This window comes from Bacillus sp. ISL-75 (assembly GCF_018613095.1).
The window spans coordinates 17,453-43,318 of the sequence record NZ_JAGGQX010000063.1; the positions used below are offsets into that span (position 1 = coordinate 17,453).

At 38.3% G+C, this 25,866-nt stretch carries 24 protein-coding genes, 1 pseudogene and 1 other annotated feature; of the genes and pseudogenes, 5 read left to right on the plus strand and 20 right to left on the minus strand.

The window, feature by feature from the left end; all coding sequences use genetic code 11:
• Nucleotides 1–177: 177 nt before the first annotated feature.
• Nucleotides 178–570, plus strand: a complete 393-nt coding sequence (locus tag J7E63_RS24015) for a hypothetical protein (RefSeq protein WP_215017157.1) — start codon at nucleotides 178–180, stop codon at nucleotides 568–570.
• Nucleotides 571–676: 106 nt separating this feature from the next.
• Nucleotides 677–973 carry an alpha/beta hydrolase gene (locus J7E63_RS24020; protein WP_215017159.1) on the plus strand — a complete coding sequence of 99 codons (297 nt, stop codon included), beginning with the start codon at nucleotides 677–679 and terminating at the stop codon, nucleotides 971–973.
• A gap of 7 nt (nucleotides 974–980) precedes the next feature.
• On the opposite strand, the gene J7E63_RS24025 is transcribed toward J7E63_RS24020, so the two are convergent.
• Entirely contained in the window at nucleotides 981–1,310 is a 330-nt protein-coding gene (locus J7E63_RS24025; RefSeq protein ID WP_215017232.1) for a hypothetical protein, read from the minus strand.
• 102 nt (nucleotides 1,311–1,412) lie between these two features.
• Between J7E63_RS24025 and J7E63_RS29815 the strand changes: the two are divergent.
• Nucleotides 1,413–1,514: pseudogene (locus J7E63_RS29815) on the plus strand (VOC family protein); the annotation flags it as partial.
• A gap of 87 nt (nucleotides 1,515–1,601) precedes the next feature.
• Here the strand turns inward: J7E63_RS29815 and J7E63_RS24030 are convergent.
• Both J7E63_RS24030 and J7E63_RS24035 read right to left on the minus strand, forming a co-directional pair.
• Complete coding sequence (locus J7E63_RS24030; RefSeq protein ID WP_215017161.1) at nucleotides 1,602–2,117, minus strand: YbaK/EbsC family protein; 516 nt, start codon at nucleotides 2,115–2,117, stop codon at nucleotides 1,602–1,604.
• Between the two features lie 103 nt (nucleotides 2,118–2,220).
• Entirely contained in the window at nucleotides 2,221–2,607 is a 387-nt protein-coding gene (locus J7E63_RS24035) for a hypothetical protein (RefSeq protein WP_215017163.1), read from the minus strand.
• 183 nt (nucleotides 2,608–2,790) lie between these two features.
• Here J7E63_RS24035 and J7E63_RS24040 point away from each other — a divergent pair, with 183 nt between their 5' ends.
• Entirely contained in the window at nucleotides 2,791–3,702 is a 912-nt protein-coding gene (locus tag J7E63_RS24040; RefSeq protein ID WP_215017165.1) for a DMT family transporter, read from the plus strand.
• Nucleotides 3,703–3,971: 269 nt separating this feature from the next.
• On the opposite strand, the gene J7E63_RS24045 is transcribed toward J7E63_RS24040, so the two are convergent.
• The 13 genes from J7E63_RS24045 to pruA form a co-directional block, all read right to left on the minus strand.
• Nucleotides 3,972–4,691: a YebC/PmpR family DNA-binding transcriptional regulator gene (locus tag J7E63_RS24045; RefSeq protein WP_215017167.1), complete on the minus strand. Its 720-nt coding sequence runs from the start codon at nucleotides 4,689–4,691 to the stop codon at nucleotides 3,972–3,974.
• Nucleotides 4,692–4,954: 263 nt separating this feature from the next.
• Nucleotides 4,955–6,220: a threonine ammonia-lyase IlvA gene (gene ilvA / locus J7E63_RS24050; protein WP_215017169.1), complete on the minus strand. Its 1,266-nt coding sequence runs from the start codon at nucleotides 6,218–6,220 to the stop codon at nucleotides 4,955–4,957.
• 90 nt (nucleotides 6,221–6,310) lie between these two features.
• Nucleotides 6,311–6,557, minus strand: a binding site (T-box leader).
• 123 nt (nucleotides 6,558–6,680) lie between these two features.
• Nucleotides 6,681–8,279, minus strand: coding sequence for an amidohydrolase (locus J7E63_RS24055; protein ID WP_215017171.1), 1,599 nt, complete (start codon nucleotides 8,277–8,279; stop codon nucleotides 6,681–6,683).
• 147 nt (nucleotides 8,280–8,426) lie between these two features.
• The gene (locus J7E63_RS24060) at nucleotides 8,427–10,052 is read right to left on the minus strand and encodes an amidohydrolase (RefSeq protein ID WP_215017173.1); all 1,626 of its coding nucleotides are present in this window, start codon (nucleotides 10,050–10,052) and stop codon (nucleotides 8,427–8,429) included.
• Nucleotides 10,053–10,113: 61 nt separating this feature from the next.
• Nucleotides 10,114–11,433: a branched-chain amino acid transport system II carrier protein gene (brnQ, locus tag J7E63_RS24065; RefSeq protein ID WP_215017174.1), complete on the minus strand. Its 1,320-nt coding sequence runs from the start codon at nucleotides 11,431–11,433 to the stop codon at nucleotides 10,114–10,116.
• A 454-nt stretch (nucleotides 11,434–11,887) separates the two neighbouring features.
• Nucleotides 11,888–12,592, minus strand: coding sequence for an amino acid ABC transporter permease (locus tag J7E63_RS24070; protein ID WP_215017176.1), 705 nt, complete (start codon nucleotides 12,590–12,592; stop codon nucleotides 11,888–11,890).
• Between the two features lie 54 nt (nucleotides 12,593–12,646).
• Nucleotides 12,647–13,438, minus strand: a complete 792-nt coding sequence (locus J7E63_RS24075) for a transporter substrate-binding domain-containing protein (protein ID WP_215017178.1) — start codon at nucleotides 13,436–13,438, stop codon at nucleotides 12,647–12,649.
• Between the two features lie 24 nt (nucleotides 13,439–13,462).
• Nucleotides 13,463–14,188, minus strand: a complete 726-nt coding sequence (locus J7E63_RS24080; protein WP_215017180.1) for an amino acid ABC transporter ATP-binding protein — start codon at nucleotides 14,186–14,188, stop codon at nucleotides 13,463–13,465.
• A gap of 456 nt (nucleotides 14,189–14,644) precedes the next feature.
• Nucleotides 14,645–16,015, minus strand: coding sequence for a sigma-54 interaction domain-containing protein (locus J7E63_RS24085; protein WP_215017182.1), 1,371 nt, complete (start codon nucleotides 16,013–16,015; stop codon nucleotides 14,645–14,647).
• Nucleotides 16,016–16,137: 122 nt separating this feature from the next.
• Complete coding sequence (locus J7E63_RS24090) at nucleotides 16,138–16,395, minus strand: biotin/lipoyl attachment domain-containing protein (protein WP_251033723.1); 258 nt, start codon at nucleotides 16,393–16,395, stop codon at nucleotides 16,138–16,140.
• Between the two features lie 107 nt (nucleotides 16,396–16,502).
• Nucleotides 16,503–17,768 carry a Glu/Leu/Phe/Val family dehydrogenase gene (locus J7E63_RS24095; RefSeq protein WP_215017236.1) on the minus strand — a complete coding sequence of 422 codons (1,266 nt, stop codon included), beginning with the start codon at nucleotides 17,766–17,768 and terminating at the stop codon, nucleotides 16,503–16,505.
• Nucleotides 17,769–17,999: 231 nt separating this feature from the next.
• A complete protein-coding gene (locus J7E63_RS24100) occupies nucleotides 18,000–19,205 on the minus strand; it encodes an ornithine--oxo-acid transaminase (protein ID WP_251033724.1) in 1,206 nt (401 codons plus the stop codon).
• Between the two features lie 78 nt (nucleotides 19,206–19,283).
• Nucleotides 19,284–20,828 (minus strand): L-glutamate gamma-semialdehyde dehydrogenase, encoded by a 1,545-nt coding sequence (pruA, locus tag J7E63_RS24105; RefSeq protein ID WP_215017184.1) that lies wholly within the window; start codon nucleotides 20,826–20,828, stop codon nucleotides 19,284–19,286.
• Nucleotides 20,829–21,148: 320 nt separating this feature from the next.
• Here pruA and J7E63_RS24110 point away from each other — a divergent pair, with 320 nt between their 5' ends.
• Entirely contained in the window at nucleotides 21,149–21,661 is a 513-nt protein-coding gene (locus J7E63_RS24110; RefSeq protein WP_215017186.1) for a gamma carbonic anhydrase family protein, read from the plus strand.
• 69 nt (nucleotides 21,662–21,730) lie between these two features.
• Here J7E63_RS24110 and J7E63_RS24115 read toward each other — a convergent pair whose 3' ends face one another.
• The 4 genes from J7E63_RS24115 to nirD all read right to left on the minus strand — a co-directional run bounded on the left by J7E63_RS24115 (nucleotide 21,731) and on the right by nirD (nucleotide 25,850).
• The gene (locus J7E63_RS24115; protein WP_215017194.1) at nucleotides 21,731–23,059 is read right to left on the minus strand and encodes an MDR family MFS transporter; all 1,329 of its coding nucleotides are present in this window, start codon (nucleotides 23,057–23,059) and stop codon (nucleotides 21,731–21,733) included.
• A 189-nt stretch (nucleotides 23,060–23,248) separates the two neighbouring features.
• Nucleotides 23,249–24,490, minus strand: coding sequence for an ATP-binding protein (locus J7E63_RS24120; protein ID WP_215017197.1), 1,242 nt, complete (start codon nucleotides 24,488–24,490; stop codon nucleotides 23,249–23,251).
• A 238-nt stretch (nucleotides 24,491–24,728) separates the two neighbouring features.
• Complete coding sequence (cobA, locus tag J7E63_RS24125; RefSeq protein ID WP_215017199.1) at nucleotides 24,729–25,505, minus strand: uroporphyrinogen-III C-methyltransferase; 777 nt, start codon at nucleotides 25,503–25,505, stop codon at nucleotides 24,729–24,731.
• A gap of 21 nt (nucleotides 25,506–25,526) precedes the next feature.
• Nucleotides 25,527–25,850 carry a nitrite reductase small subunit NirD gene (gene nirD / locus J7E63_RS24130; RefSeq protein ID WP_168244151.1) on the minus strand — a complete coding sequence of 108 codons (324 nt, stop codon included), beginning with the start codon at nucleotides 25,848–25,850 and terminating at the stop codon, nucleotides 25,527–25,529.
• Between the last annotated feature and the right edge of the window lie 16 nt (nucleotides 25,851–25,866).

Here is a 25,866-nt window from a genome sequence, read left to right on the forward strand (position 1 = left end):
AAGCAAATGTTTTTTCTTTCCACACATTTTTCGCTGGTGCCTGACACCAAGACAGATAAAACTACAATCATCAAAAAACTGTCAAAAGATATTCTTCACAGCTTTAGGTGAATAGGTCATTTTTTTGAAGAGGAAAACATAAAATAGGAATATACGTTCGCAACAGGAGGCGGGGACATGGGGAACTTGATTACAGGAGAAATGTTGGTTAAGTATTACGAGCTGAATAAACAGAAAAAAGAAATAGAAATGGAAATGAATGAATTAAAGGATGCCTTTCAAAATTACTTTAATAATCTAGTAGGATCTAATCATAAAGGAGAAATTACCATAAGTGGCTATAAGCTTCAACGGCAAATACGAAAAACAGAAAAATATGACGAGGTTGAAACCATTAAAAGATTAGAAGAATTACAGATGAATGATCTCATCCAAGTGGTGAAAAAACCAGATGATGTAAAAATCAAAGCCGCTCTTAACCTAGGCTTATTAAATCCCGATCATTTAGAAGGTTGCATAATTTCGACTAGCTCCCCTGCTATTTCAGTGAAACCAATCACACCAAGATAAGGTATGACAAGGACCCCCGCATCCTCCCTTTTGATGCGGGGGTCTTTGTTCATAAAATCGTTGCGAAATAATGGAGGAATTGAAGAATCTATAGAGAAATACATATATGTACACGCTAACAATCCTATTATCATTAAAAGATGAGGATGAATCCTTGCCTGCCTTGGCAGTGCTCTTGTCTCCATGGACAGATATGGAAGGTACAGGAGAATCAATGGAAACAAGGGCGGATGCGGATCCTTGGCTTTCACCTAATGCATCTCGTGCCCAGGCAGCGGGTGTCGAAGTTACTTTTAAAGTATGGGATGAAATGTGGCATGTTTTTCAAACGTTTGCTATTCCAGAAGGTCAACAGGCGATTGACGAAATTGGGGATTTTGTTCAAAAGCATTTGGAGTATTAGGTTTCCTTCAATTCATTAACTTTTTAAGAATATAACAAGTTCCATCTTCGGCAAAAAATAAAGATTCCCCTTCGTTCACGTTGAAATTAACATTTTTTTTGTCATAGATGAGTTTTGCTATTTTTTCAAATTTCTCAACGACTTCTATTGATGGGTTTACAATGATATCTTGTTTTCCATGTGTCGTAACAAATCCTTTTGGGTTATATTTCCTTTCGGGCTTTAATTCTGTACTCCAACTGCCATCTAGAAGAACGGAACATGCGGTAAACTTAGTTTTTCTGGTTTGAACAGACCAAAGCTTTCGACAATTACATCGATGTATTTTGAATTTCATCACCCAATACCCTCTTTCAAACTGAAAAATTCAAAATATGATTATTGTAAATTGTATTCCCGCAGTTACAAAATTATTTATAATAGCCTGATTGGGAGATAGGAGCTTCAAGAAACATTCTGGAGCAAATGCTACGGCTCCCTAAAAGATAAGTTTGGAATTGAATGGCTATTTAATTATGATAATGGCGAAAGCGTAAAGTAATTGGGTTTAATAAGGAAGACCGGGCAAATTTGCCCGGTCCTTTATTGAATTTTTTATAAGGGCATCATACGCTTCCTAAGGTTACCGTTAAGCCTCGATTTGCTGACTTACTTTTGCTTGCTCTTCGTCTTGTCCCCACCCTTTGCAAACATCAATCCATTCTTTAGCAAATGAATACTGATATAATTCATCTTTCGTTAATTCGATTGCAGAGTTCGTGCTGCCACAAGCGGGGAAAACTGTCTCGAAACGCTGCATTGATACATCCAAATAGACTTCAAGCTCATTATTCAGCCCAAACGGACAAACACCGCCAATGGCATGACCAGTTTGTTCGAGAACTTCATCTGGTGAGAGCATCCTTGCTTTGAATCCGAATTGATGACGAAACTTCTTATTATCAATTTTTGCATCACCTGCAGCAACAATTAAAATAGCTTTTTCCTCGCTCCCTCTAAAAGATAAAGTTTTCGCAATTCGAGCTGAAGCTACTCCAATGGTCTCGGCAGCCTGTTCCACTGTGGCACTCGAGGTATCAAATTCCATTACATCTCCATCACGATCCCATTGTTTAAAATGGGCCTTCACACTTTCCAATGACATCTTATACATCCTTTCCCTAACGTATTATTAGAATAATATCATACTTTAAAGGGATAAAGCGAAAAGACGTCTTGTACCAGTAAGTTTGGTAATGTTTATATTTTTATTCCCAAATTTTAAATTGATTTTCAATATTGTCAAAATCAATTTTTCCTTTTTTCATCTTTGGAGGACAAATCGAGTTATATTTCAGGATTCTTTCATTAATGGCATCTATCAAGTTCATTATTTCAAATTCAGCGGATTCAAGTTCTTTTAATGTTATGGCTTTAGAAATCTTATGTCTGATTTCCTTTTGTAAAATTACAAATGGCGGGAGATAACCAGCATCGCTATCTGTGTTGAGGAAATTGGAATAGACATCCCCAGAAAATATAAGGGATGGAATGGGTTTGCCGAATCGTGGGTGCTTTTTGATTTCCTTAGCTAATTGGGAATCACATACTATTTGATCCATCAAATCTGCATGACCAGCTTTCTTATAGACCATAAATTCTCTTCTCCTCTCAACTTCTTACATATATTTTCTTTATTCGCTACTTCGCTCCCATAATCCTTCGATTAAAATTGATTTTTCCTTAAGTTTTTTAAACTAGTTTCCTAAAAAGTGCTATAATCATTGTTACATTTAAAAAATTAAGATATTAGTATTGTTTCATAATGGAGGGATCAAATGAATTCGCAAGTAGCAGTAATGTCCTCCCCAAGGATAAAAGGCATTTTTTTAGTGCTGATTGCGGCGACATTTTGGGGTGTTTCAGGAACTGTCGCTCAATACTTATTTCATCAACAAGGATTTAGTACCAACTGGCTAGTTGTTAACAGGCTGATTTTTTCAGGTTTTGGCTTGTTATTTTTTTCTCATACGGTGGGGAAACAGAATATCTGGGCCATTTGGAGAAATAAACAGGATATCTTCCGTCTAGTAATCTTTGGTGTAATTGGCATGTTTGGCGTACAATATACGTATTTCACTGCCATTGAACAAGGAAATGCAGCAACGGCAACCGTTTTGCAGTACCTGGCACCAGTGATAATTGTCAGTTATTTAAGTTTTCGTGCAAAGGAATTACCTAAAATACATGAAGTAATTGCGATTGGATTAGCCATCTTCGGAACCTTTCTACTTGTGACGAAGGGGAATATCCATTCCCTCTCCATTTCATCCTCTGCCTTTACTTGGGGAATTCTATCTGCTTTTGCACTCGCTTTTTATACACTCTATCCTGGAAGTTTGTTGAATAAATGGGGGTCGCTTCTTACAGTTGGCTGGGGAATGATGATCGGTGGGATTGGCTTTAGCTTGATTCATCCTCCATGGAAGTTTCAAGGCCATTGGAGCTTAACGTCCTTTCTAGCTGTAGTTTTTGTGATTATTTTCGGAACATTAATCGCCTTTTTTTGTTTTATGGAAAGCCTGAAATACATTAATGCTTCTGAAGCAAGTCTTCTCGCTTGTGTCGAGCCATTGTCAGCGGCTTTTTTAGCCGTAGCCTGGCTCCAAGTATCATTTGGCCCTGCCGAATGGATTGGTTCCATTTCAATTATTTCAACTATTTTTATTTTATCTGCTGTTAAACGGTAATCATAGCTACAAAAATAGTGCCTGACACCACTAAATAAAAGAAGCAGACCTATTTTCAGGTCTGCTTTCATTATTGTTAGGAAATAATATAGTTCATAACATTTAAGTAGTTCTTTGAATCCAGCTCCAGTGCCCAGAGGCTAGTGGACTTCGCTCTCCGCCCTACGATAAGTCAACATCGAATCGCTTTCGCTCTCCGTGTTTCCTTTATCTCAGTTGAAGCGCTCCAGTCCATACGCCGCTAAACGGGCACTTGCGCTTTTTGTTTATTATTCACCTAAATCGACATTATGGTAGACTTGTTGAACGTCTTCTAGGTCTTCTAATACATCAATCATTTTCTCGAATTTAGCTTGTGCGTCTTCAGGAAGGGCGATTTCATTTTGCGCAAGCATCGTTAGTTCAGCCACAGTAAAATCAGTAATCCCCGCATTTTTGAATGCTTCCTGCACGGCATGGAATTGTTCTGGCTCAGCATAAACAATTACCGACTCATCTTCTTCAATAATGTCTCGTACGTCAACATCTGCTTCCATCAACAATTCAAGTACATCGTCCGCCGTTTTTCCTTCGACGCCGATAACAGCGGTTGCATCAAACATATAAGCAACTGATCCACTTACTCCCATGTTTCCTCCGTTTTTACCAAATGCAGCACGTACATCGGAAGCCGTGCGGTTCACGTTGTTTGTCAGGGCATCAACAATAACCATCGACCCGTTTGGACCGAAGCCTTCATATCGAAGTTCAGAATAGCTTTCCTCAGAACCGCCCTTAGCTTTTTCAATTGCTCGGTCAATAATGTGTTTTGGTACATTGTATGTTTTTGCACGCTCTAAAACAAATTTTAAAGCTTGATTCGATTCAGGATTTGGTTCACCCTGTCTAGCAGCTACATAGATTTCAACCCCAAATTTCGCATAAATACGGCTTGTATTTGCATCCTTTGAAGCTTTCTTTTCTTTAATATTGTTCCACTTACGTCCCATTATGAACACTCTCTTTCCGCTTTTGAATCTACACTAAATTATTAATATGAAACTAGATCTACCTCAAGACATGTTCCATATAATAATTAAGTGTTCATTACTTATTTGATTGTTTCTATCATTGACAAATAATATTATACAGTAATTGCATCATTTGTTAAGAGTCTATTACTTAAATTCAGTTAAGAAATTGCTTTTAGTATAGATTAAATGACAAAAAGAGGTCGAAACCGATGAGTTTCGACCTCTTAATAGCATTAGAACTAAACCAGCATTTGAAACAGAGTACTATCTTTATTGACTTCGCGATATAAAAAGCCCTTCGCTTTGATTCGTTCAATCAATGGTGTGTAGTCTTCCTTATCCTTCAGTTCAATTCCAACCAAGGCTGGACCTGTTTCTCGATTATTCTTTTTCGTATATTCAAAATGGCTAATATCATCGTTTGGTCCAAGGACATCATCCAAAAACTCACGTAACGCACCCGGACGTTGCGGGAATTGGACAATAAAATAATGCTGCAGTCCTTCATAAATTTTTGAGCGCTCTTTGATTTCCTGCATCCGACCAATATCATTGTTACCGCCACTGACGATGCAAACAACCGTTTTACCCTTAATTTCATCTGCATACATATCCAAGGCTGCTATAGAAAGGGCTCCAGTCGGCTCCACAACGATGGCATTTTCATTGTATAACGATAATAATGTTGTGCAAACCTTTCCTTCCGGAACAACAAGAATATCATCAACGATTTCTTTGCAAATGCTAAAGGTCATTGATCCCACCGTCTTCACAGCAGCACCATCTACGAACGGGTCAATTTCTTTCAATGAGGTAACTTCCCCTTTTAAAAATGATTCCTTCATACCAGGTGCACCTTGTGGCTCGACCCCAATTAATTGCGTTTCTGGAGAATAGTGCCTTAAATACGTGCCGACCCCAGACAAAAGCCCGCCTCCGCCAATTGCGGCAAACAGATAGTCAATTTTTTCAGGGCAATCATTGAGCAGTTCAACGGCAACCGTCCCTTGTCCAGCAATCACATCGGGATCATCAAAGGGGTGAATAAATGTCCGATTTTCCACTTGACTGCATTCCCTTGCTTTTTCATAAGCATCGTCAAAGGTATCCCCAACCAAAACAATCTCAACATCATCTTTACCCCAAAATTTAACTTGTTTTACCTTTTGTTTTGGTGTTGTACTTGGCATAAAGATTTTCCCATGAATATTTAAGAGATGGCAAGAATAAGCAACCCCCTGCGCATGGTTTCCTGCACTTGCACAAATAATTCCATTCTTTAACTCATCTTCATTAAGTTTCTTAATTCGATTATATGCCCCGCGGATTTTAAAGGAACGAACGCTTTGTAAATCCTCTCGTTTTAAGTAGACATGGCAGCCGTATCGTTCTGACAACAAGTGATTGTATTGCAGGGGAGTTGGCGAAATAACATCCTTAATGGTATGGCTGGCAATAATAATATCCTCCACATTAAACACTTTCTTATCAACTTGTTGATTCATCTTCCTTTTCCCTCCTAATTTTTTGCATCCATAAAGAAATTTTCATAAGAATAAATACATTTTTTAAACACAAAAAACTCGCCCCCATAGTATAGGGACGAGTTAACTCGCGATACCACCCTACTTCCGCAACAAACAAACACTGCGGCTCTCGATCAACGTACCATTCTAAGTACGTGTTCCATTGTAACGGCGGAATTTCCGGTCTAGCTTACTTAACAGTTTCAGCTACACATCTCCGAGATGATCTTCGAATACGTCCTGACATCGACTTTCAGCAACTGTCGACTCTCTGTAGAACAAGGGCATAATCTACTCTTCTCATCATTGATTCATCTTCAATTTTTATAAGGGTACCATTGAAAAAATAACCTGTCAATATTTTTTGACTATTTTAATTATTTTGTTAATTATAAAGCGCTTACATCATTTTTAGTGTTCTTTCGCCTATTTCATTCCCTTAATTTGTATATTTTATTTCGCCACCGATGATGGTCATATCAATCTCAGTTTGGAATAGTTCGTCAGGATTCTCCATTGTAAATAAATTATTAGAATAAACCGTTAGATCCGCTAGCTTACCTCTTGAAATCGTCCCTTTAAGATTTTCTTCATTGGTAGCGAATGCACCCCCAATTGTAAAAAGCTTAACGGCTTCAAGCATTGAGAGTTTCTCTTTGGCATTCCAGCCTTTATGAAGATGGCCAGGAGTTCTACGGGTAACCGCAGCATGAATACCAAGCAGAGGGTCTATAGGTTCAACGGGTGCATCGGAACCGCCGGCACACAAAACGCCCGATTCAAGTAACGTTTTCCATGCATATAAATATGGCTCCCTTTTTTCGCCTACTCTTTCCTTCACCCATGGATAATCACCTATCACGAACCTTGGTTGAATATCAGCAATCCGGCTCATATCAACTAAACGCTGAACTAAATCATTCCGAACCAGGGATGTGTGAATAATCCGATCACGGTAGTCCACTTTTGGAAATTGATCCAGAATATCTAGAACACTTTCTAACGCCTTGTCGCCAATCGTATGGACAGCTAGTGGCATGGCGTGTTCTCGTACCTCTTTAACCACTTGATAAAGGGTTTCTTGGTCATACATAGCATCTCCAAACTGACTCGGGTTATCGTGATAGGGCTCTGATAGGAGCGCCGTTCTTCTCCCAAATGCTCCATCAGCAAAAATTTTTATCGCTCCTATTTGTAGTTTGTCATTTCCATAGCCTGCATACATTCCTCTTTCTTTCAATTGATTAAGATAGGGGTAATCAATGAGCAGATTACAGCGTAAACCTTGGCCTTCCTGGTTAATTAATTCATCATACATTTTATACGTGGAATCCAAACCGCCTAAATAAGCAGGATCATTGGTATGTACACTTGTTAGCCCCTTCTTCACCGCAAATTGCATCGCTTGCTGTAAGCCATTCTTTAACTCTTGATAGGTTCGTTCCGGTATGTATTTTGTTATCAGCTGGGAAGCCGATTCGAGCAGCATCCCTGTCGGCTTTTTGGTAATCGGATCAAGTACAACTGTTCCGCCAGTTGGAATATGAATCTCCGGATAATACTGACTCATTTCAAGTGCCTTGCTATTCACTAAAAATGCATGGTGACAAATCCGTTTTAGATAAACAGGACAGTGCGGTGCAACAACGTCTAACTCATCTATGGTAGGAATAGTTCCTTCTGTAAAGAGATTTTCATCCCAGCCCATTCCGACAAGCCACTTCCCAGGCGCAACGGTATTCGCCTTTTCCCTAATTTTATCAAGCATTTCGCTTTTTGATTTTACACCGGTTAAATCAAGGTCTAAAAAGTTGAACGCCACACCAGAAAGATGCAGGTGGCTATCAGTCAATCCGGGCGTAACCATTTTCCCCCGCAAATCAATAATGTTTGACCCATTTCTGCCCCAATGTAGGATCATTTCGTGGTGAGAACCTATATCTATGATTCTACCATTCTCAACGACAACAGATTCCACTACTGGTTGATTCGCGTCCAAAGTATAGATTGTCCCATTTGTAAAAATTGACTTTGTCATAATATTCTCCCTTTCCTTCATTATATTTCAGTTTTACCATATTGAAAAAAATGTGTAAAACTCATATGTTATGGAATTAGAAATGGAGGTAAGCCAGATTCTATCTTCTTTAGAGATAGTATCTGGGAATCACGACCAATTCGAACTCTATAAATATAAAGATGCTGCCCCTTTTTGATAAACGGATTTTCCGCCCATAAATGTTTCCACTACCTGTATTTCATCAATTTTCACAGGGCTCACTTCAAAGATATCTTGGTCAAGTATAATAAAATCGGCATGATATCCTGGAGCCAGCTGTCCAACCTTCGGAATGCGGGTAATTTCTTGAGCGGCCCTAGTGTAAAGAATGATGGCTGTCTCTAAATCTACTTTTTGTTCTTGCCCCGTGTCTTTCCCGTCATAGGCCCGGCGTGTAACAGCAGCTTTAATTCCTACAAATGGACTTACCGGATCGGCCCATGCGGTCGCAGGTGCATCAGATGAAAAGGCAACCTTGATTCCTGCTTCTAGCATTGACTTTACAGGATAGGTCTTCTTTGTCCGCTCGGCACCTAGGTTATTATGGTAGCTTTCAATTTCTGCAAATAAGAAGATTGGCTGGGTAACAAAAGCTATTCCGGTTTCAGCTGCACGTTTTAAGGCTTGCGGTGTTGGCATCGCCGCATGTTCAATCCTGATCGAAGGTGCATCTGTAAGCCAGCCTTTTTTACCATAAAATGTGTCAACAATTAAATCAATTGCCTGCTCACCCATGGCATGGATAACCAACTGAACATTATTTTTCTCTGCCCCCTCTGCTGCCGCTATTAATTCTTCCTGGGTAGTCATTTGAATGCCATAATTCTCCCCTTCACCTAAGAAAGGTGGATTTACCCATGCGGTTTGGCCGGATACACTGCCATCTGAGAATAACTTAACCCCGCCAATATGGATTTGGTTTTCAAGGCTAGTTTTTTCGTTTTCCAAGATCGGTTGTTTCTTTAAATCTTCCCAAATATAGTAGAGTACTGTCCGTTGCTTTAGTCCTTTTTTGACTGCATCATTATACATATCCAAATAATCAGTTGGTTCCGTTCTGCCCATTGCATCGGTGATCGCTGTAATTCCATGGGAGAGTAGCACATTACTTAACTCGGCAAGTATTTCAGCGTTCTCTTCGAGTGTTTTCACAGGCATAATCCGAGTGACAAGGTCCTTGGCATTCTCACGTAAAATGCCAGTTGGTTCACCGTCTACATCCCTGTCAATCTGACCGCCTGGCACTTCAGGTGTATCCCTTGTAATTCCTGCTAATTCCAAAGCCTTGCTGTTAACAACCACAATATGTGCACACGTCCGTGTAATAATAACAGGAACGTCTGCAGCAGCTTGGTCTAGATCCCAGCGTGTGGGTGAACGTCTTTCCAGCAACTTTCCTTCATCATATCCCCAGCCTTCAACCCATTTATCCTTCCCTTGAATACCGCGCGAACTTCTAACCTCTTTAATTAAATCTTCAATGGAATGAATTAGCGGAGGCGTACAAGCTATATGCTTGGATGCATTAGCAAGGTACAATGGGTGTAAATGGGCATCAATTAAGCCCGGCAGCACTCTTCGACCTTTTAGGTCAACGCATTCTCCGTCTAATGTCTCTAAATCTGCTTGACACCCAATCCAGTCTACTTTGCCATCACGTACCACCATAGTGTTTGCATATGGTTTATCTGGATTAGCTGTGAAAATTTTTCCATTTATATAGGTACACTCATTGTTCTTATGATTAGTCATTATTTCTCCTACTCCCCTTCTATGAAACTAGCTAGTTGTCATCATTTAACGTATTCATTAGTTAAGCACTCATATCCATTTCGATATTTTCTTTTCGAGCAGTTGCCCTATAAAGCAGTGCTCCTCCAATAAATCCGATGATTGCTGGTAGAAGCCATGCGAACCCCTTGCTGCTTAACGGGATCATTGAAATCAAGTCATTAGCAAGCTTTATATTTAATCCATAGGCTCCTAACATTTCAAATAGGCTAACTAAAACTGTTAACAAGACCGCCCCCTTGTATGCCCCTGCATTTGGGATATATTTACGGAAGACACCAAGGAATACTATTACAATCGATACTGGATAGAGTCCCAAGAAGAGTGGAAGCGCGAAGTTAATAATTTTTTCAACCCCAAGCAGGCCTACTGAAACTCCACAAATACATATGACTAGAACCCAAGTACGATAGCTTACTTTATTTTTGGTCAATTGACTGAGAAAATCGGCAATCGACGCTGTAATCCCAATCGCCGTTGTAAGGCAGGCTAAGGCAACAGCAACAGCCAAGAAAATCGTTCCATAATCTCCTAGTAAACGATGAACAAGTCCCGTTAAAAGAGCAGTACTCTCAATATCTTTCGGGAATAGACCTGCACCTGTAGCACCAATATAAAGTAAGCCACCGTAAACAATTAATAGACCCACACCTGCGATGATGGTACCAATAATCGCAACTTTTCTAACGTTGGCAGAGTCCTTATACCCTCTGTTACCAACAGCTCCGATAAATACTGAGGCACAAAGTAGACCAGTAAAAAGGTCACCCGTCTGATAGGCACCAGTAAAAGCATTAGAAAATGAGTTTGGAAGTTTTGTATCAATCGGTGCCGAAACTGGATCGAATGTACCTTTAAAGATGATGAATAATAATATAACTAATAAGCCAGGTGTCAGCACTTTTCCCACTTTATCGATAAGATTTGATCGGTCATTGGCAAAATAATAATTAAGGGCAAAGAAGATAATCATCGTTCCAACGGCAGGAAAATGCGGAAATAGTGTATGAACGCCTATTTCATGAGTGGTAGCAGCCGTTCGAGGGACGGAAACGACCATGGCAACACATAACATACACAGAATATTGTAAACTTTATAAAACCATGGACTAATTGGGTTGGTTAAGACTTCAAATTTCCCTTCAGCATTTAAAACAGCTATTAGTCCAAGTAAGGGCAGGATAATTCCAGTAAGAACAAAACCTGCGAGAGCGGTTGGCCAATCTGTCCCGGAAACAAACCCGATCGATGGCGGAAAAATTAAATTTCCAGCCCCGAAAAATACAGCGAAAAAGGCAAAACCAAAAATGAGACTATCACGGTAAATCTTGTTTGTTTTCATACGATGCACTCCTTTAATTACTGAAATTCCTTACAATGGATAGTTTTTGACCAATCGTGCAATCGCTTATGAATATTTAAAATTTATAAATAATTACACGTTATTTAAATGTCATGCAATAATTGTGCCAACTTTTTAAAAACCAATCGACAATTTTGTGAAGCTTTCGAATAAACCTTATTAAATCCTCTTTTAACGACAATAAATTTTTAAAAAATTTAAATAATTATTACACCTTTCTTGAAAGTGTATCGGTATAAATCAAACCGAGAAACTATAATTGTAAAAATTTTTTTATTTCGTAAAAATACTTTTACAACAAAAATACTGCTGGAATCAAAAGATCAAGAACTTTCAACAAATTAAAAAAATGCCCACGGAAAAGAGGACATTTTTCTAATCATAGTCATTGGGACTAACAATCCAATGACTATGATATTTTTAGGTTCAAACTCTATTGCTCAATTATGCTTGTCGATTTGGGACTTATGGCACGAGTAGCTTTTACCTTTTTCTTAGTGTCTGGGCTGTATTTTACCTCCAACTTATGGAATATATAAGTGAATATCCCAACAAGAATAAGATAAAACAAGCCAGTCACCATATAGGTTTCCAATGGCCGATAATTGGCTCCAGCAATTGACATCGTTGCACCCCATAAATCTGTCATACCAATATAGGCCACTAGTGCTGATTCTTTCAGCAATAGGATAAATTGGTTTCCAAGGGAGGGTATAGCCCGTTTGAAGGCCTGCGGTAAAATAATTCTTCGCATCGCTAACTTGTAAGTCATCCCAAGAGAGCGTGCTGCTTCCATCTGACCATTATCAATCGATTGAATGGCACCGCGGAAGATCTCCGATATATATGCCCCATTGTGAACAGATAAGGCGATGACCCCTGCCCAAAATTGTGGTAACGTAAGAATGGACGAGATTCCAAAATAGAGAATACAGATTTGGACAATCATTGGCGTACCACGAACGAGGATTAAATAACCCTGAGAAATTAGGTTTAGGAATTTAATATTAGAGAGTGAAAAAAAGGCAAATACAAGACCGATAATACTCCCTATTATAAGTGAACTAACGGTTACCTTCATTGTTACTAATAATGCATCAAATAATGAGCTATAGTTTGATTGAAAAATTTCTAGCATGTCAAATCCCATCCAGTCAACAAAATAATTATTTTAAATCTGATTTAACTTGCATTATTTACCTGTATCCATAAGATTGTAACCAAACCATTTATTACTGATTTCTTTATAAGTTCCATCCGCGATGATTTCGTCTAAAGCCTTGTTGATTTTTTTAGTTAATTCTTTGTCCTCTTTGTTTGTTGCGATTGCTTGATTGTCTACTTGCAGTAATTCATCTACTGCCTTAATTTTTAAGTCCCCTTGAATAATACCAACTTTACCAAAAATATCATCACAGATAACTGCATCAACACGCCCTGTCGCTAAGTCCATTAAAGCAGTCATGTCCCCTTGAGAATAAACCATGACTTTATCCTGATCGGTTAACTCTTTTGCAAGCTTTTCATAGATTGTTGCTGGTGTAACCCCAATTTTCTTACCCTTTAAGTCTGCTTTCGACTTAATTTCAGTATTGGTAGTACTTACAAAAATTCTTGAACCAGATTTGTAGTAGGGATTCGTAAAATCTACAGCTTTCTGACGTTCTTCCGTTACTGTCATACTTCCAAGGATTGCATCAAATTTTTTATCTCTAAGTCCTTGAATAATGGTCTCAAATGGAAAGGTGATTGCTTTTGGTTTCATATCCATTTTTTTAGCCAAAGCTTCACCAATTTCAACATCAAAACCTGTAAGTTTCCCATCTTCCTTATAATTAAAAGGCTTAAATAAACCGCTCATGGCATAAACAAATTCTTCTTGTTTCTCAGCAGTGTTTGTTTCCTGCGCTGAACCACATCCCGCAAGAACTATGGAAATCATTAATATAGCTGAAATTAAACTGACAATCGTCTTCTTTTTCATTTTATTGCCCCCTGTTTCTTTTATTTATTTTAAAATGCTATTTAAAAACTGTTTTGTTCGCTTATTTTGCGGATGATCAAAGAAGTTGTTCGGATGCTCTTGCTCCAAAATTTGTCCATCATGCATGAAAGCCACCCGATCTGCAACCTCACGTGCAAAACCCATCTCATGGGTAACGACCACCATCGTCATCCCATCATTTGCTAATTGCTTCATAACTTGCAGCACCTCGCCAACTAACTCAGGATCTAGCGCTGACGTTGGTTCATCAAAGAGCATGATTTTCGGCTTCATCGCAAGTGCTCTCGCAATTGCTACCCTTTGCTTTTGCCCGCCTGACAAGCTATCTGGATAGATATCTGCTTTTTCTCTTAATCCTACTTTTTCTAGTAATTCGTAGGCGTGCTGCTTTGCCTCGTCCACTTTTCTCTTTTTCACAAAGATGGGTGCTTCAATAATATTTTCTAGAACTGTTTTATGAGGAAATAAGTTAAAGTGTTGAAAAACCATGCCAACCTCTTCACGAACTTTATTCAAATTTGTTTTATTTGGAACGATTGGTTCTCCTTCAATCTGAATCTCCCCGTCATCATATACTTCTAAAAAATTTAAACAGCGGAGTAAAGTGCTTTTTCCCGAGCCGCTTGCCCCTATTAAAACAACTACTTCTTTTTCATTAACGGTTAAATCGACACCCTTTAATACGGTTAAGGAGCCAAAGGATTTTACCAAATTTTTCAATTGAATCATTTATTGCTCTCCCCCTTTCTACGAAACTATGGAAATTAGTTATATATGTAAATTCTTATCAACTGTGGTTTTGCAGTTGATTACTTTTCTAAACACCTCCTTATCAACATGAGAACTTTACGTACTTACTATTTATTAATGCAATTCCTGTGCCAACTTTTATAATATTAAAATTATTTAGTCAATTAGGATTAGCTTATCTATGCTAAAATGCTAAAAATCATTTAGAACTCTCCCAAAATTTTAAAACATAAATTATTTTTTACCTTTAGAATTTTCTGATAATATCTTTTATCATTTTCAACTATCTTTCTTTTTGAGTAAAAATTTTTACTTATTCGTAAAATATTTTTAGCGACAAGTAACTAGTTTTTCATTTGAATCAAAAAAACAGCCACAGATTTTATACAATCCGTGGCCGTCCCATTTTGTTTTTCATTGATATCACATGACCGTTTATCCTAGTTGGTACTTTTCGATTTTATATTTTAATAGTTGTTTCGATAGACCCAATTGTTTGGCCGTTTCTGTTAATTTTCCATTCTTGCTGCTAAGTTCTTTCATTATCAGCTCTTTTTCAAATTGTTCTACCGCTTCTTTTAAGGATTCGAACTTATTATCCATTTGATCACTTGTAGGAGATTCGTGATATTCCCTCATTCTTTTTGGAATATCCTCTATCGTGATATGATTGGTAGAAACATTATTATATGCCGTTTCAACCGCATTTTTTAATTCTCTTATATTCCCTGGCCAAGGATACCGATTAAAACACTCAATAACCTCAGGCTGACACCCTTCAATATAAATATTCATATTATTGTTATAAAAATCGATATAATATTCAAGCAGCTTTTCTATATCTTCTTTTCGATCCGCTAAGGTTGGTAAATCAATCTGGACAACTCCCAATCGATAAAAAAGATCCTCTCTTAACCGTTTTTCTGTAACTAAAACATCTGGGTCCTCATTTGTTGCTGAAATCACTCGAATATCAACACTAATATTTTTATCTCCACCTATTCTTCTAATAACCTTTTCTTCAATAGCTTTAAGAAGTTTTACTTGAAGATAAAAATCTAAGGAATTAATCTCATCTAAAAACAATGTGCCGCCTTCAGCTTGTTCGAATAATCCTATCAAAGCGATCGCACCAGTAAAGCTCCCTTTTACCGTGCCAAACAAAGTACTTTCTAATAGGTTTGGCGGAACCGCACCACAGTTTAGTGAAATAAATGGTCCTCCATAACGATCGCTCAAATTATGGATCGACTGTGCAATCATTTCTTTTCCTGTGCCTGTTTTACCGTTGATCAATACAGTTGAATTTGTCATAGCAATTTTTTTAATTTTATTTTTAATTGCTTCCATTTTTGGATTGACACTAATGATATTATCAATGGTGTAGATGGTATTGTTTCTTCGATAAAGCTTATGACTTGCAAATTTGTCTAAGGATTGGATGTTTTCTTTTGTATAAAGGTGTTTTGAGAATTCAATTGCCCCAATTATTTTTTCATTATCTTTAATTGGATAGGTAGAATTTATCGTAACAAATAGATTTCCATTTTTCATGATTAGTTCTTGTTTTACATTGCATACCGCTTTTCCATTTTTTAAAACGTTCATAATGGTACTATTTTCATGCGAAAGGTTCTTATAAGAGGAGGTTACATGCTTTCCCATAAATTCTTCAGGTCTAAGGCCGATTTCTTTTAGTACATTTAAATCCGCTAAATCATTAAAGATAATAATCCCATTTTCATCTACAACTAAAACATTGTCATAATCTGTTAATTGTTGAAAATCCTTCAAATTAATATTCAAAATTCAACCTCCTATCCCAAGGCTTAATCATTATATAGACAATATTTTACCACTAGTCGGCACTCATGCAAAAACTCTTTCCAAATAAACGGAAAGAGTTTTTTAAAAGTATATCGAATTCCTTAATCAGATCCTGTAATTAACAAATCATCTTGGATGGTTGCTAGGACTGTTTGAGTAGTAACTTCTTGGCCCTTCTTTATAGGTAAAGATGTGATATACCCGCTGATCCCGATCGAAATCTCTTCAATTCTACCGTTCTGGGTTTTTATTAAAAACAGTTTTTCCCACTCATATACATGGTCGTTTTCCTCTGTATAAACAGTTTCCACGATCCCAGAACATGGACTGAAAATATCTTCTTCCACCACTACTGACAATTTTCGTCACTCCTTTTTTTATTTTCGTACAGTCATAGAACAGATAGAGATTTTTCCGTCCATCCTTGTAGGGAGATTTCAATCATTTAAAGATTAATCTACTCCTTTTATACCCATCCTCTGAAACGAGAGGCCTCAGCAACTTTCTTTATTCCAACCATATAAGCTGCTAAACGCATGTCAACTTGATGTGTTTTAGAAGTTTGATAGATATTATCGAAAGAGCTAACCATTACCTTCTTAAGCTTTTCTTCTACTTCTTCCTCTGTCCAATAATAACCTTGATTATTTTGCACCCATTCAAAATAAGATACAGTTACCCCGCCTGCGCTTGCAAGGATGTCAGGAACAAGGATAATACCACGCTCGGTTAGAATCTTTGTTGCTTCGAGTGTTGTCGGACCATTCGCTGCTTCCACAACAATCGCTGCTTTAATATTGGCAGCATTATTGGCTGTGATTTGGTTCGAGATAGCTGCCGGCACTAGAATATCACACTCTAATTCAAGTAGCTCTTGGTTTGTGATCGTATTCTTAAATAGTTGCGAGAACGTGCCGAAGCTATCCCTTCGATCAAGCAAGTAATTAATATCAAGTCCGTTTGGATCGTATATAGCGCCATACACATCGGATACAGCCACAACCTTAGCACCTGCATCATGCATAAATTTGGCCAAATAACTTCCAGCATTCCCAAAGCCTTGAATGACCACACGGGCTCCTTGCAACTGTTTCCCTATTTTCTTGACTGCTTCTTCAATACAGATTGTTACACCCCGGGCAGTCGCTGTTTCACGGCCTTGAGAACCTCCAAGGACGATTGGTTTCCCAGTTATAAATCCTGGTGAATCAAATTCACGTAAACGGCTGTACTCATCCATCATCCATGCCATAATTTGTGAATTCGTATAAACATCTGGTGCAGGAATGTCTTTTGAAGGTCCTACGATTTGGCTGACCGCACGAACATAGCCGCGGCTTAAACCTTCAATCTCTCTAAAGGACATATTTCGCGGATCACAAATGATCCCGCCTTTACCACCGCCATATGGAAGATTGGTGATTCCACACTTTAAGCTCATCCAAATGGACAACGCTTTTACTTCTTCTTCATCCACTTCAGGATGGAAACGGACGCCGCCTTTAGTTGGGCCGACCGCATCATTATGCTGGGAGCGATAGCCCGTAAATATTTTGACAGAACCATCATCCATTTTTACTGGAATGCGGACTGTTAACAATCTGATCGGTTCTTTTAATAATTCATACATTTCGCTATTATAGCCCAATTTTGATAAAGCTTTTTGAATAATCGTTTGGGTTGAATTGAATAAATTTAATGATTCTTGTTCTTTTTGTTGTTCCTTTTCCATTTCAGTTACTATCGCTTTAACAGACATGACTGACACCCCGTCGTATAATAGATTATTAGTTTTTTTATTTATATAATTGGCTGTTGATTTCCGCTCCAGGCGCTTCGCTTTCCGCGGGCGGTCCGGGGAGCCTCCTCGGCCCCGTCCTCCCGCAGGAGTCTTCGCGCCTTCCGCTCCAATCAACATGTGCCAAAATCAACAATGAGCTTTAACATAGCCTTTATTTAAAAATTAACTTAAAACCGTTTTGATTTTTTCAAAAGCCCAATCGATTTCTTCTTTCGTAATGGTGAGTGGTGGAGCAAAACGAATAACGGTATCATGTGTTTCTTTACATAATAAGCCTGTTTCTTTTAACTGCTCACAATAAGGTCTTGCTGCTTCTGTTAGTTCAACTCCGATAAATAAACCTCGGCCTCTTATTGTTTTAATTTTTGGATTATCGATAGATTGTAATTGTTCAAAGAAGTATTTACCTAATTCAAGTGAACGTTCTGCTAGTTTTTCCTCTTCAATTACATCCAATGCTGCAAGCGATACTGCGCAAGCCAGTGGATTCCCCCCAAACGTTGAACCATGAGAACCTGGATTGAAAACGCCTAATACATCTGAATTGGCAACAACACAAGATATTGGGAACACACCGCCGCCTAGTGCTTTACCTAAGATCAACATGTCAGGGTTCACATCTTCCCAATCACATGCAAACATTTTTCCAGTACGTGCCAAGCCTACTTGAATCTCATCAGCAATGAATAATACTTTGTTTTCTTTACACAAATCAGATGCAGCTTTCAAAAATCCTTCTGGTGGTAAAATAATTCCTGCTTCACCTTGAATTGGCTCGATTAAAAATGCTGCTGTGTTTGGTGTGATCGCTGCTTTCAATGCTTCGAGGTCACCGTAAGGAATTAAGTTGATTCCAGGCAGCATCGGACCAAATCCACGCTTATATTCCGGATCAGATGATAAGGATACGGCACCCATTGTACGGCCATGGAAATTCCCTACGCAGGCAATAATTTCTGCTTGATTTTCAGCAATCCCTTTTACATCATAACCCCAGCGACGTGCTGCTTTTAGTGCCGTTTCAACAGCTTCTGCTCCAGTATTCATTGGGAGTGCCATATCTTTATTGGTTAACTGACAAATTTTCTCGTACCATGGACCAAGTTGATCATTATGAAAGGCACGAGATGTTAATGTTACTTTATCTGCTTGGTCTTTCAATGCTTGAATAATTTTTGGATGACGATGTCCCTGGTTAACGGCTGAATAAGCGCTAAGCATATCCATGTAACGATTACCTTCTGGACTTTCCACCCAAACTCCTTCTGCCTTTGCAATAACGATTGGCAGTGGATGATAGTTATTTGCACCAAATTTATCTGTTTGTTCTATGATTTGATTTGTTTTAGTTGTCTCAGTTATTGTCATTATAGTTCCTCCTTCAAATTTCCTCGACAGGTGGAGTAAATCCCACCTCCACCTATCGAGGCATCTAAGCTGTAGTTTTTATAGCGTTTCAGATGTTGTTTTAGCCTGCATGTGTAGCAATAAATATTCAGGACCGCCTGCTTTGGAATCTGTACCCGACATATTAAATCCGCCAAACGGTTGATAACCAACAATCGCACCCGTACAAGTTCTGTTAAAATAAAGATTCCCCACGTGGAATTCTTCACGTGCTCTTTCAATATGCTCACGATTATTTGAAATTAATGCACCTGTTAATCCGTAGTCAGTATTATTCGCAATGGTCATCATATGATCAAAGTCACGTGCTTTACTAATACCTAAAACAGGTCCAAAGATTTCTTCCTGCATGAGGCGTGCATTTTCGTCTAGGTCAGCAAATATAGTTGGCTGAATGAAATAACCCTTAGAATCATCGCCCTCTCCGCCTGTCATAAGCCGGCCTTCTTGCTTGCCAACTTCAATATAATTCATGATTTTTTTGAAGGATTTGCCATCAATAACAGGTCCCATATAAGAATTTGCATCTTCAGGGCTGCCCAGAGTTAGTGTTCTTGTTAAAGCAACCACCTTCTCAAGGACGACATCATAGACTTCCTGATGAATAACTGCACGAGATCCTGCCGAACATTTTTGACCTGAAAAGCCGAAAGCGGAATAGACAATACTTGCTGCTGCTAAATCTAAATCCGCATCATTATCTACTACTACGGTATCCTTACCGCCCATTTCAGCAATAACTCGTTTGATCCATTTTTGGCCTGGATGAACCTTAGCAGCACGTTCATTAATGCGGCAGCCAACTTCGCGAGAACCGGTAAAGGATACGAAGCGTGTTTTTGGATGATCAACTAGGTAATCCCCGATTTGCGCGCCGCTGCCTGGAACAAAGTTTAGAACTCCTTTTGGAAGTCCTGCTTCCTCCATCAACTCAACGAATTTTGCTGCTACTACTGGTGTTGAGTTAGCCGGTTTTAGAAGAACCGTATTCCCAGAGACGATGGCTGCTATTGTTGTTCCTGCCATAATCGCTAATGGGAAGTTAAAAGGTGAAATGATAATCCCCACACCTAGTGGAATATAATTATATTGATTGTATTCTCCGTCACGGCTTTGTACTGGTGAGCCATCTTTCAATCTCAGCATTTGACGGCCATAATATTCGATGAAGTCGATTGCTTCTGCTGTATCGGCATCTGCTTCTTTCCATGGCTTTCCGGCTTCCTTGACAAGATAAGCAGAAAACTCGTGTTTACGGCGGCGCATAATTGCAGCTGCCTTGAATAAAATATTGGCACGATGTTCAGGCTTCCATGTTTTCCACGTTTCAAATGTGGTTAATGCGGCATGCATAGCCTTTTCTGCTAACTCTTGATTGGCCATGGAAACTCTACCAATGATTTCTTCCGTATTTGCTGGATTAATAGAGATAATTTTTTCTTCTGTTGTAATTGATTCCCCTCCAATTACAACTGGATAATCCTTTCCTAACTGCGATTGAACGTAGGCAAGTGCATCTTGAAAAGCTAGTTTATTTTTTTCATCTGCAAAGTTTGTAAATGGTTCATGTGTATACGGTTTCAATGTTTGTTCCCCCTTGTCGTTTGCTACAGTTAAATAATATGCAAGTTCCGTGCCAACATTAATTTTGCATGAATAAAGGATTTTTTGTTCAATTGGTGCCAAAATATTTTGCGCAAAATATATAATTTATTGAAAACGGCAAAAAAATTTTGCATTTTAAAAAATCAATACTTAAATAGGTGCATACAAATTGTTTTAATCGAAGGAGCAAAAAGAGTTCATTGAAAATGAATAAATACATATTAAACATCTTGTCTTGATTTCATGATATATTTAGATTAATAGAAAGATAATTCAGTTATTTCAAAGGAGAGATTTATATGATGATCCCTTACAAAGGAATTTCCCCAGATGTTCATGAATCAGTTTTTGTGGCACCTGGTGCTTATTTAATTGGTGATGTGAGAATTGGAAAGGATTCATCTGTCTGGTTTAATGCGGTATTACGTGGTGATGACGGGCCAATTATCATCGGTGAACGCTGCAGTATTCAAGACAATTCCACGATTCATTTATTCGAAGGATTCCCAGTCGAAATTGCTGATGATGTGACAATTGGCCATAATGTTATTTTGCATGGCTGTAAGGTCGGCAATCGATGTATTATTGGAATGGGTTCAACGCTTTTAGACAATGTAGAAGTTGGCGAGGATTGTATTATAGGAGCCAATACGCTGCTATCTGGAGGTATTAAAATTCCCCCTCGCTCACTCGTGTTGGGTTCACCAGGAAGGGTGGTCCGCGAAATTACTCAGAAGGACCTGGACTTGTTACAAATGTCCAGCGAGCACTATGTTCAAAGGGGAAAAGAGTTTAAGGAAATACTTAAATAATCCTTAAGAATAAAAAAGAGGTGCCTGACACCAACAATTGCTGGGTGTCAGGCACCATGAAGTTTAAAACTATTTACTCTCACTTAAAGCAGTTGTTTTAGCAGGAATGACAAAGCTGAGTACAATTGTAATTAAGCTCAAACAAAGGGCATAAAGAAACACGTTTTTCATTCCAATAACGATGCTTGCAGCCTGATTGATGATGAGTCCCATGATGGTGACCCCGATTGATGTCCCAATGTTTTTTAGAAACATTTGCAGCGAAGTAGACATGCCTTTGATATGGGATTCAGCAAATTCTTGGGAAGCGATCGTTCCAACCGCAAATAATAAGCCAAATGAAACGCCCTGGATAGTTAAGATTAGAAACAGACCAATATAAGATAAATCAGTGATGAATAGGTATAATGCTAAGCCTGAAGCAGTTGTGATGAAGCTTCCGATGATAAATAAGCTTTTATATCCATAGCGTATAATCCACTTCCCTGCCGGGGTACTGCCAAACATCCAGCCCACCGCAATACTGAGAAGAATTAGTCCACTTTTATAAATACTCATATCATTACCTTCTTGGAGATACAATGGAATAAAGTTGGATGTTCCAAAAAAGGACAGACAGTAAAATAACATAAAAAGGTTAGTCATTAGGATTCCCTTGTTTTTAAACAATGATACTGGCAAGAACGGATGTGCTTCTTTCCTCTCCACCAATATGAAGACAATCAAACCGATAATCCCAAGGATAATGTACCAAATAGAATTATTTACATTCGTAGATAACAATAATAGCGTAATCGAAATCCCAAATAAGAAGAAACCTTTGTAGTCGATATGGGTCTTTTTAAATTCGATTTTTTCCTTATAAGGAATCATACAAAGAACCGTTGCAATTCCAATGGGAATATTGATAAAGAAGATCCATCTCCACGTTAGTGCTTCGACAAAGAAGGAACCCAATACGGGTCCAACAATGGATGAAATTGCCCATATGCTGCTAAAGACCGCTTGAATTTTCCCACGGTTTTCTATCGTAAACAAATCACCTACGATAATCATGGAGAGTGGGATCATCCCGCCTGCCCCTATTCCTTGGACACCTCTAAAAATAATCAGCGTACCAATGGAATTGGCCATTCCACAGAGAATCGAACCAAGGGTAAATATTGAAACAGCGATAATTAACAGCTTTTTCCGACCATACATATCAGATAATTTCCCGTAAAGCGGGACCGTAACCGTACTTGCCAACATATAGACAACAAATATCCATGCAAACAGCTCCATTCCTCCGAGCTGTTTCACTATAGTTGGACTTGCCGTTTGCATAATATTTGCATCAAGTGCTGATATTAGGGTTGATATTACAAGGCCCCAAAACACATACCTATTCTTTTCCATATATTCCTCCGACACAGTTTAATTAAAATTCCTAATACTTTTGATGAACATAACAAAATAGTTAAAAAAAGAACTTCACTAAGCATTTGTTTAGATTGTAACGAACCCACAATTCCTCTCCTAATCTCTTTCATCTAACTCTATTATGATATTTTATCATTTTTTCAAGTAAATAGAATAAGCCATTCGTTATGAATGGCTCACCTCCATCTTTAATAATGGCTGAGTAATTGTTGGTAAAATTATTTCAATGGTGGTTCCTTCGTTAATTTTACTGTAAATGTTTAGTTCCCCATTATGGCCTTCGATAATTTTGTAGCAAGTCATTAGGCCAAGACCTGTTCCCTTTTCCTTCGTGGTATAAAATGGTTCCCCTAGAGTAGAGATTCGTTCCTCCGGAATCCCAACCCCCTGATCAATGATTTGTACCGAAATTTTCCCATCTTCTTTTTTCATAACGTATACATTAATATTTCCGCCTTTAGGCATTGCTTCAATCGCATTCTTAAGTAGGTTTAGAAAAACTTGTTTTAGTTGATTTTCTTCGCAGCTAATCAACGGCAAATCATTGTCAAAATCCACAAAGATTTGAACATTATTTAAAAGAGACTGGTTGTTAATTAAGGTGACAACATCCTTTAATAACATCTTTATATCCCGTGTTATATATACGGCAGCTGTCGGTTTGGCAAGCACGAGGAACTCCCCGACGATATCATTAATCCGGTCAAGCTCTGTTAACAGAATATCAAAGTATTCCTCTTTCCTAGTGCTGGTCCTTAAGAGTTGGATAAAACCTTTTATAGATGTGAGTGGATTCCGTATTTCATGGGCTATACCTGCCGCCATTTGGCCTAATAATGCCAATTTTTCAGACTTTTGAAGTAGACGTTCTGTTTCTTCCATTTTTTCAGTAATATCGTTGCCAATGGACAACACCGCATCTTTTCCCCCAAAAACGATAAACAAGGAAGATACTTCAAAGAAAAATGGTGTTCCATCCAAACGTTTTGCTTTGTATTCGATGGTGTTTACGGGCTGCTTTTCTTTCTTTATTTGTTTAAAACGTTCAAGCAAACGATTTTCATAGTCTGTGACAATAAAATCAAAAATGGATTTCCCCATTACATCTTCTAGTTTGGTAGCACCAATCATGTTCATGGCAGCCTTATTTACATATAAAAACCTATGATTACTCGTAATATAGACGGGTGCAGGCAATGAATCTATTAACTTCTTATAGCTCTCCTCACTAGCACGTGCCTTTTTTTCATAATAGCGTGCTTTATCATATTGCCAACCCATTACCCATGCAATCAGGGTAAAAAGAAAAAAGTCTATCGAAAAAAAAGGATGATGTTCGTAAATCTTTTGGTAACTGATATATAAAACCGAAATCAGCACCAGGATAATTTGACCCGATTTATTCATTATTCCGCCCTCTTAATTAGGTATATTTAGTTATGCAATTCTACATAATTATAATTAATCCTGCATAAAAATCAATTAATTATTATTATGGTGAGAAAAAGAAAAAAAGCCATCAAATTTCAATGGCAATTATCTTTAGTTCGACGATTTTTGAATTTTTTTCTGATTGTAAAATCATATTTTATCACAAAAAAAGAGTCTATAATATTTAATTATAAACTCTTACAATCTCATTTTTTTATATAAGTATCTCTTTTTTAACACTTTCCGGAAACCAGGATAGTTTCTCCGATAGTTTGACAACTTCTCCGATGACTATCATGGCTGGATTTGTGATTCGATTTTCATTTACAACTTCAACAATCGTCTCAAGTGTACCGACAACTGTCCGTTGATTTCCTGTTGTCCCTTGTTCAATTACAGCTATAGGTGTTTGAGACTCCTTTCCACAGGATATAAGTTGGCTGCATATAAAAGGAAGATGTTTGACACCCATATAAATAGCAAGAGTATCGACACCATGGGCTAGATGGTCCCAACGAATGTTTTTTGGTTTGCCACTTAAACAGTGACCTGTAATCATAGCAAACGATTGACTCCATTCACGGTGAGTGACAGGAATTCCCGCATAAGCCGGGGCTGCAATACCAGAGGTAATCCCAGGTACAATTTCAAATTCGAGCCCATTTTGAACCAGCACTTCCGCTTCTTCACCGCCTCGGCCAAAAATAAATGGGTCTCCGCCCTTTAATCGAACAACTGTTTTACCAGCCAAGGCCTTATCTACTAATATTTGATGGATGGAATCTTGGGAAACACAATGGTTTCCCGGCTCTTTTCCGCAATAGATGAACTCAGCGTCGCTCTTACCGTATTTCAGCAACACCGGATTGACTAACCGATCATAAAGAATAACGTCTGCCTGCTCAAGACATTTCGCTGCTTTAACCGTAATTAATTCAGGATCACCAGGACCAGCTCCAACAATATAGACTTTCCCCTTTGTTTGAATCATAAAGACCTCCATTTTACTGAACTAATCGATTAAGAGAAATACTTCTTCCCCTTCTATTCTGGTTTTATAGGTTTTCACACAGCCTGCATCCGGCTCTTGCACCTTCCCATTATCCAAACATATTTTCCAATCATGCATGGGACAGAAAACAAATTCGCCGCTTACCATTCCTTCGCTCAAAACCCCGCCTTTATGTGGACAGCGATTTTCAACGGCACGCACACTCCCATTTAATAATTTAAAAACAGCCACTTCTTTATCTCCGACACAAACAGTCTTTCCTAATCGTTCTGGAAGATCCCGTACAGAACCGATTGATACCATTTCTACGCTATTCTTTGTCATTGGACGATGTCCTCCT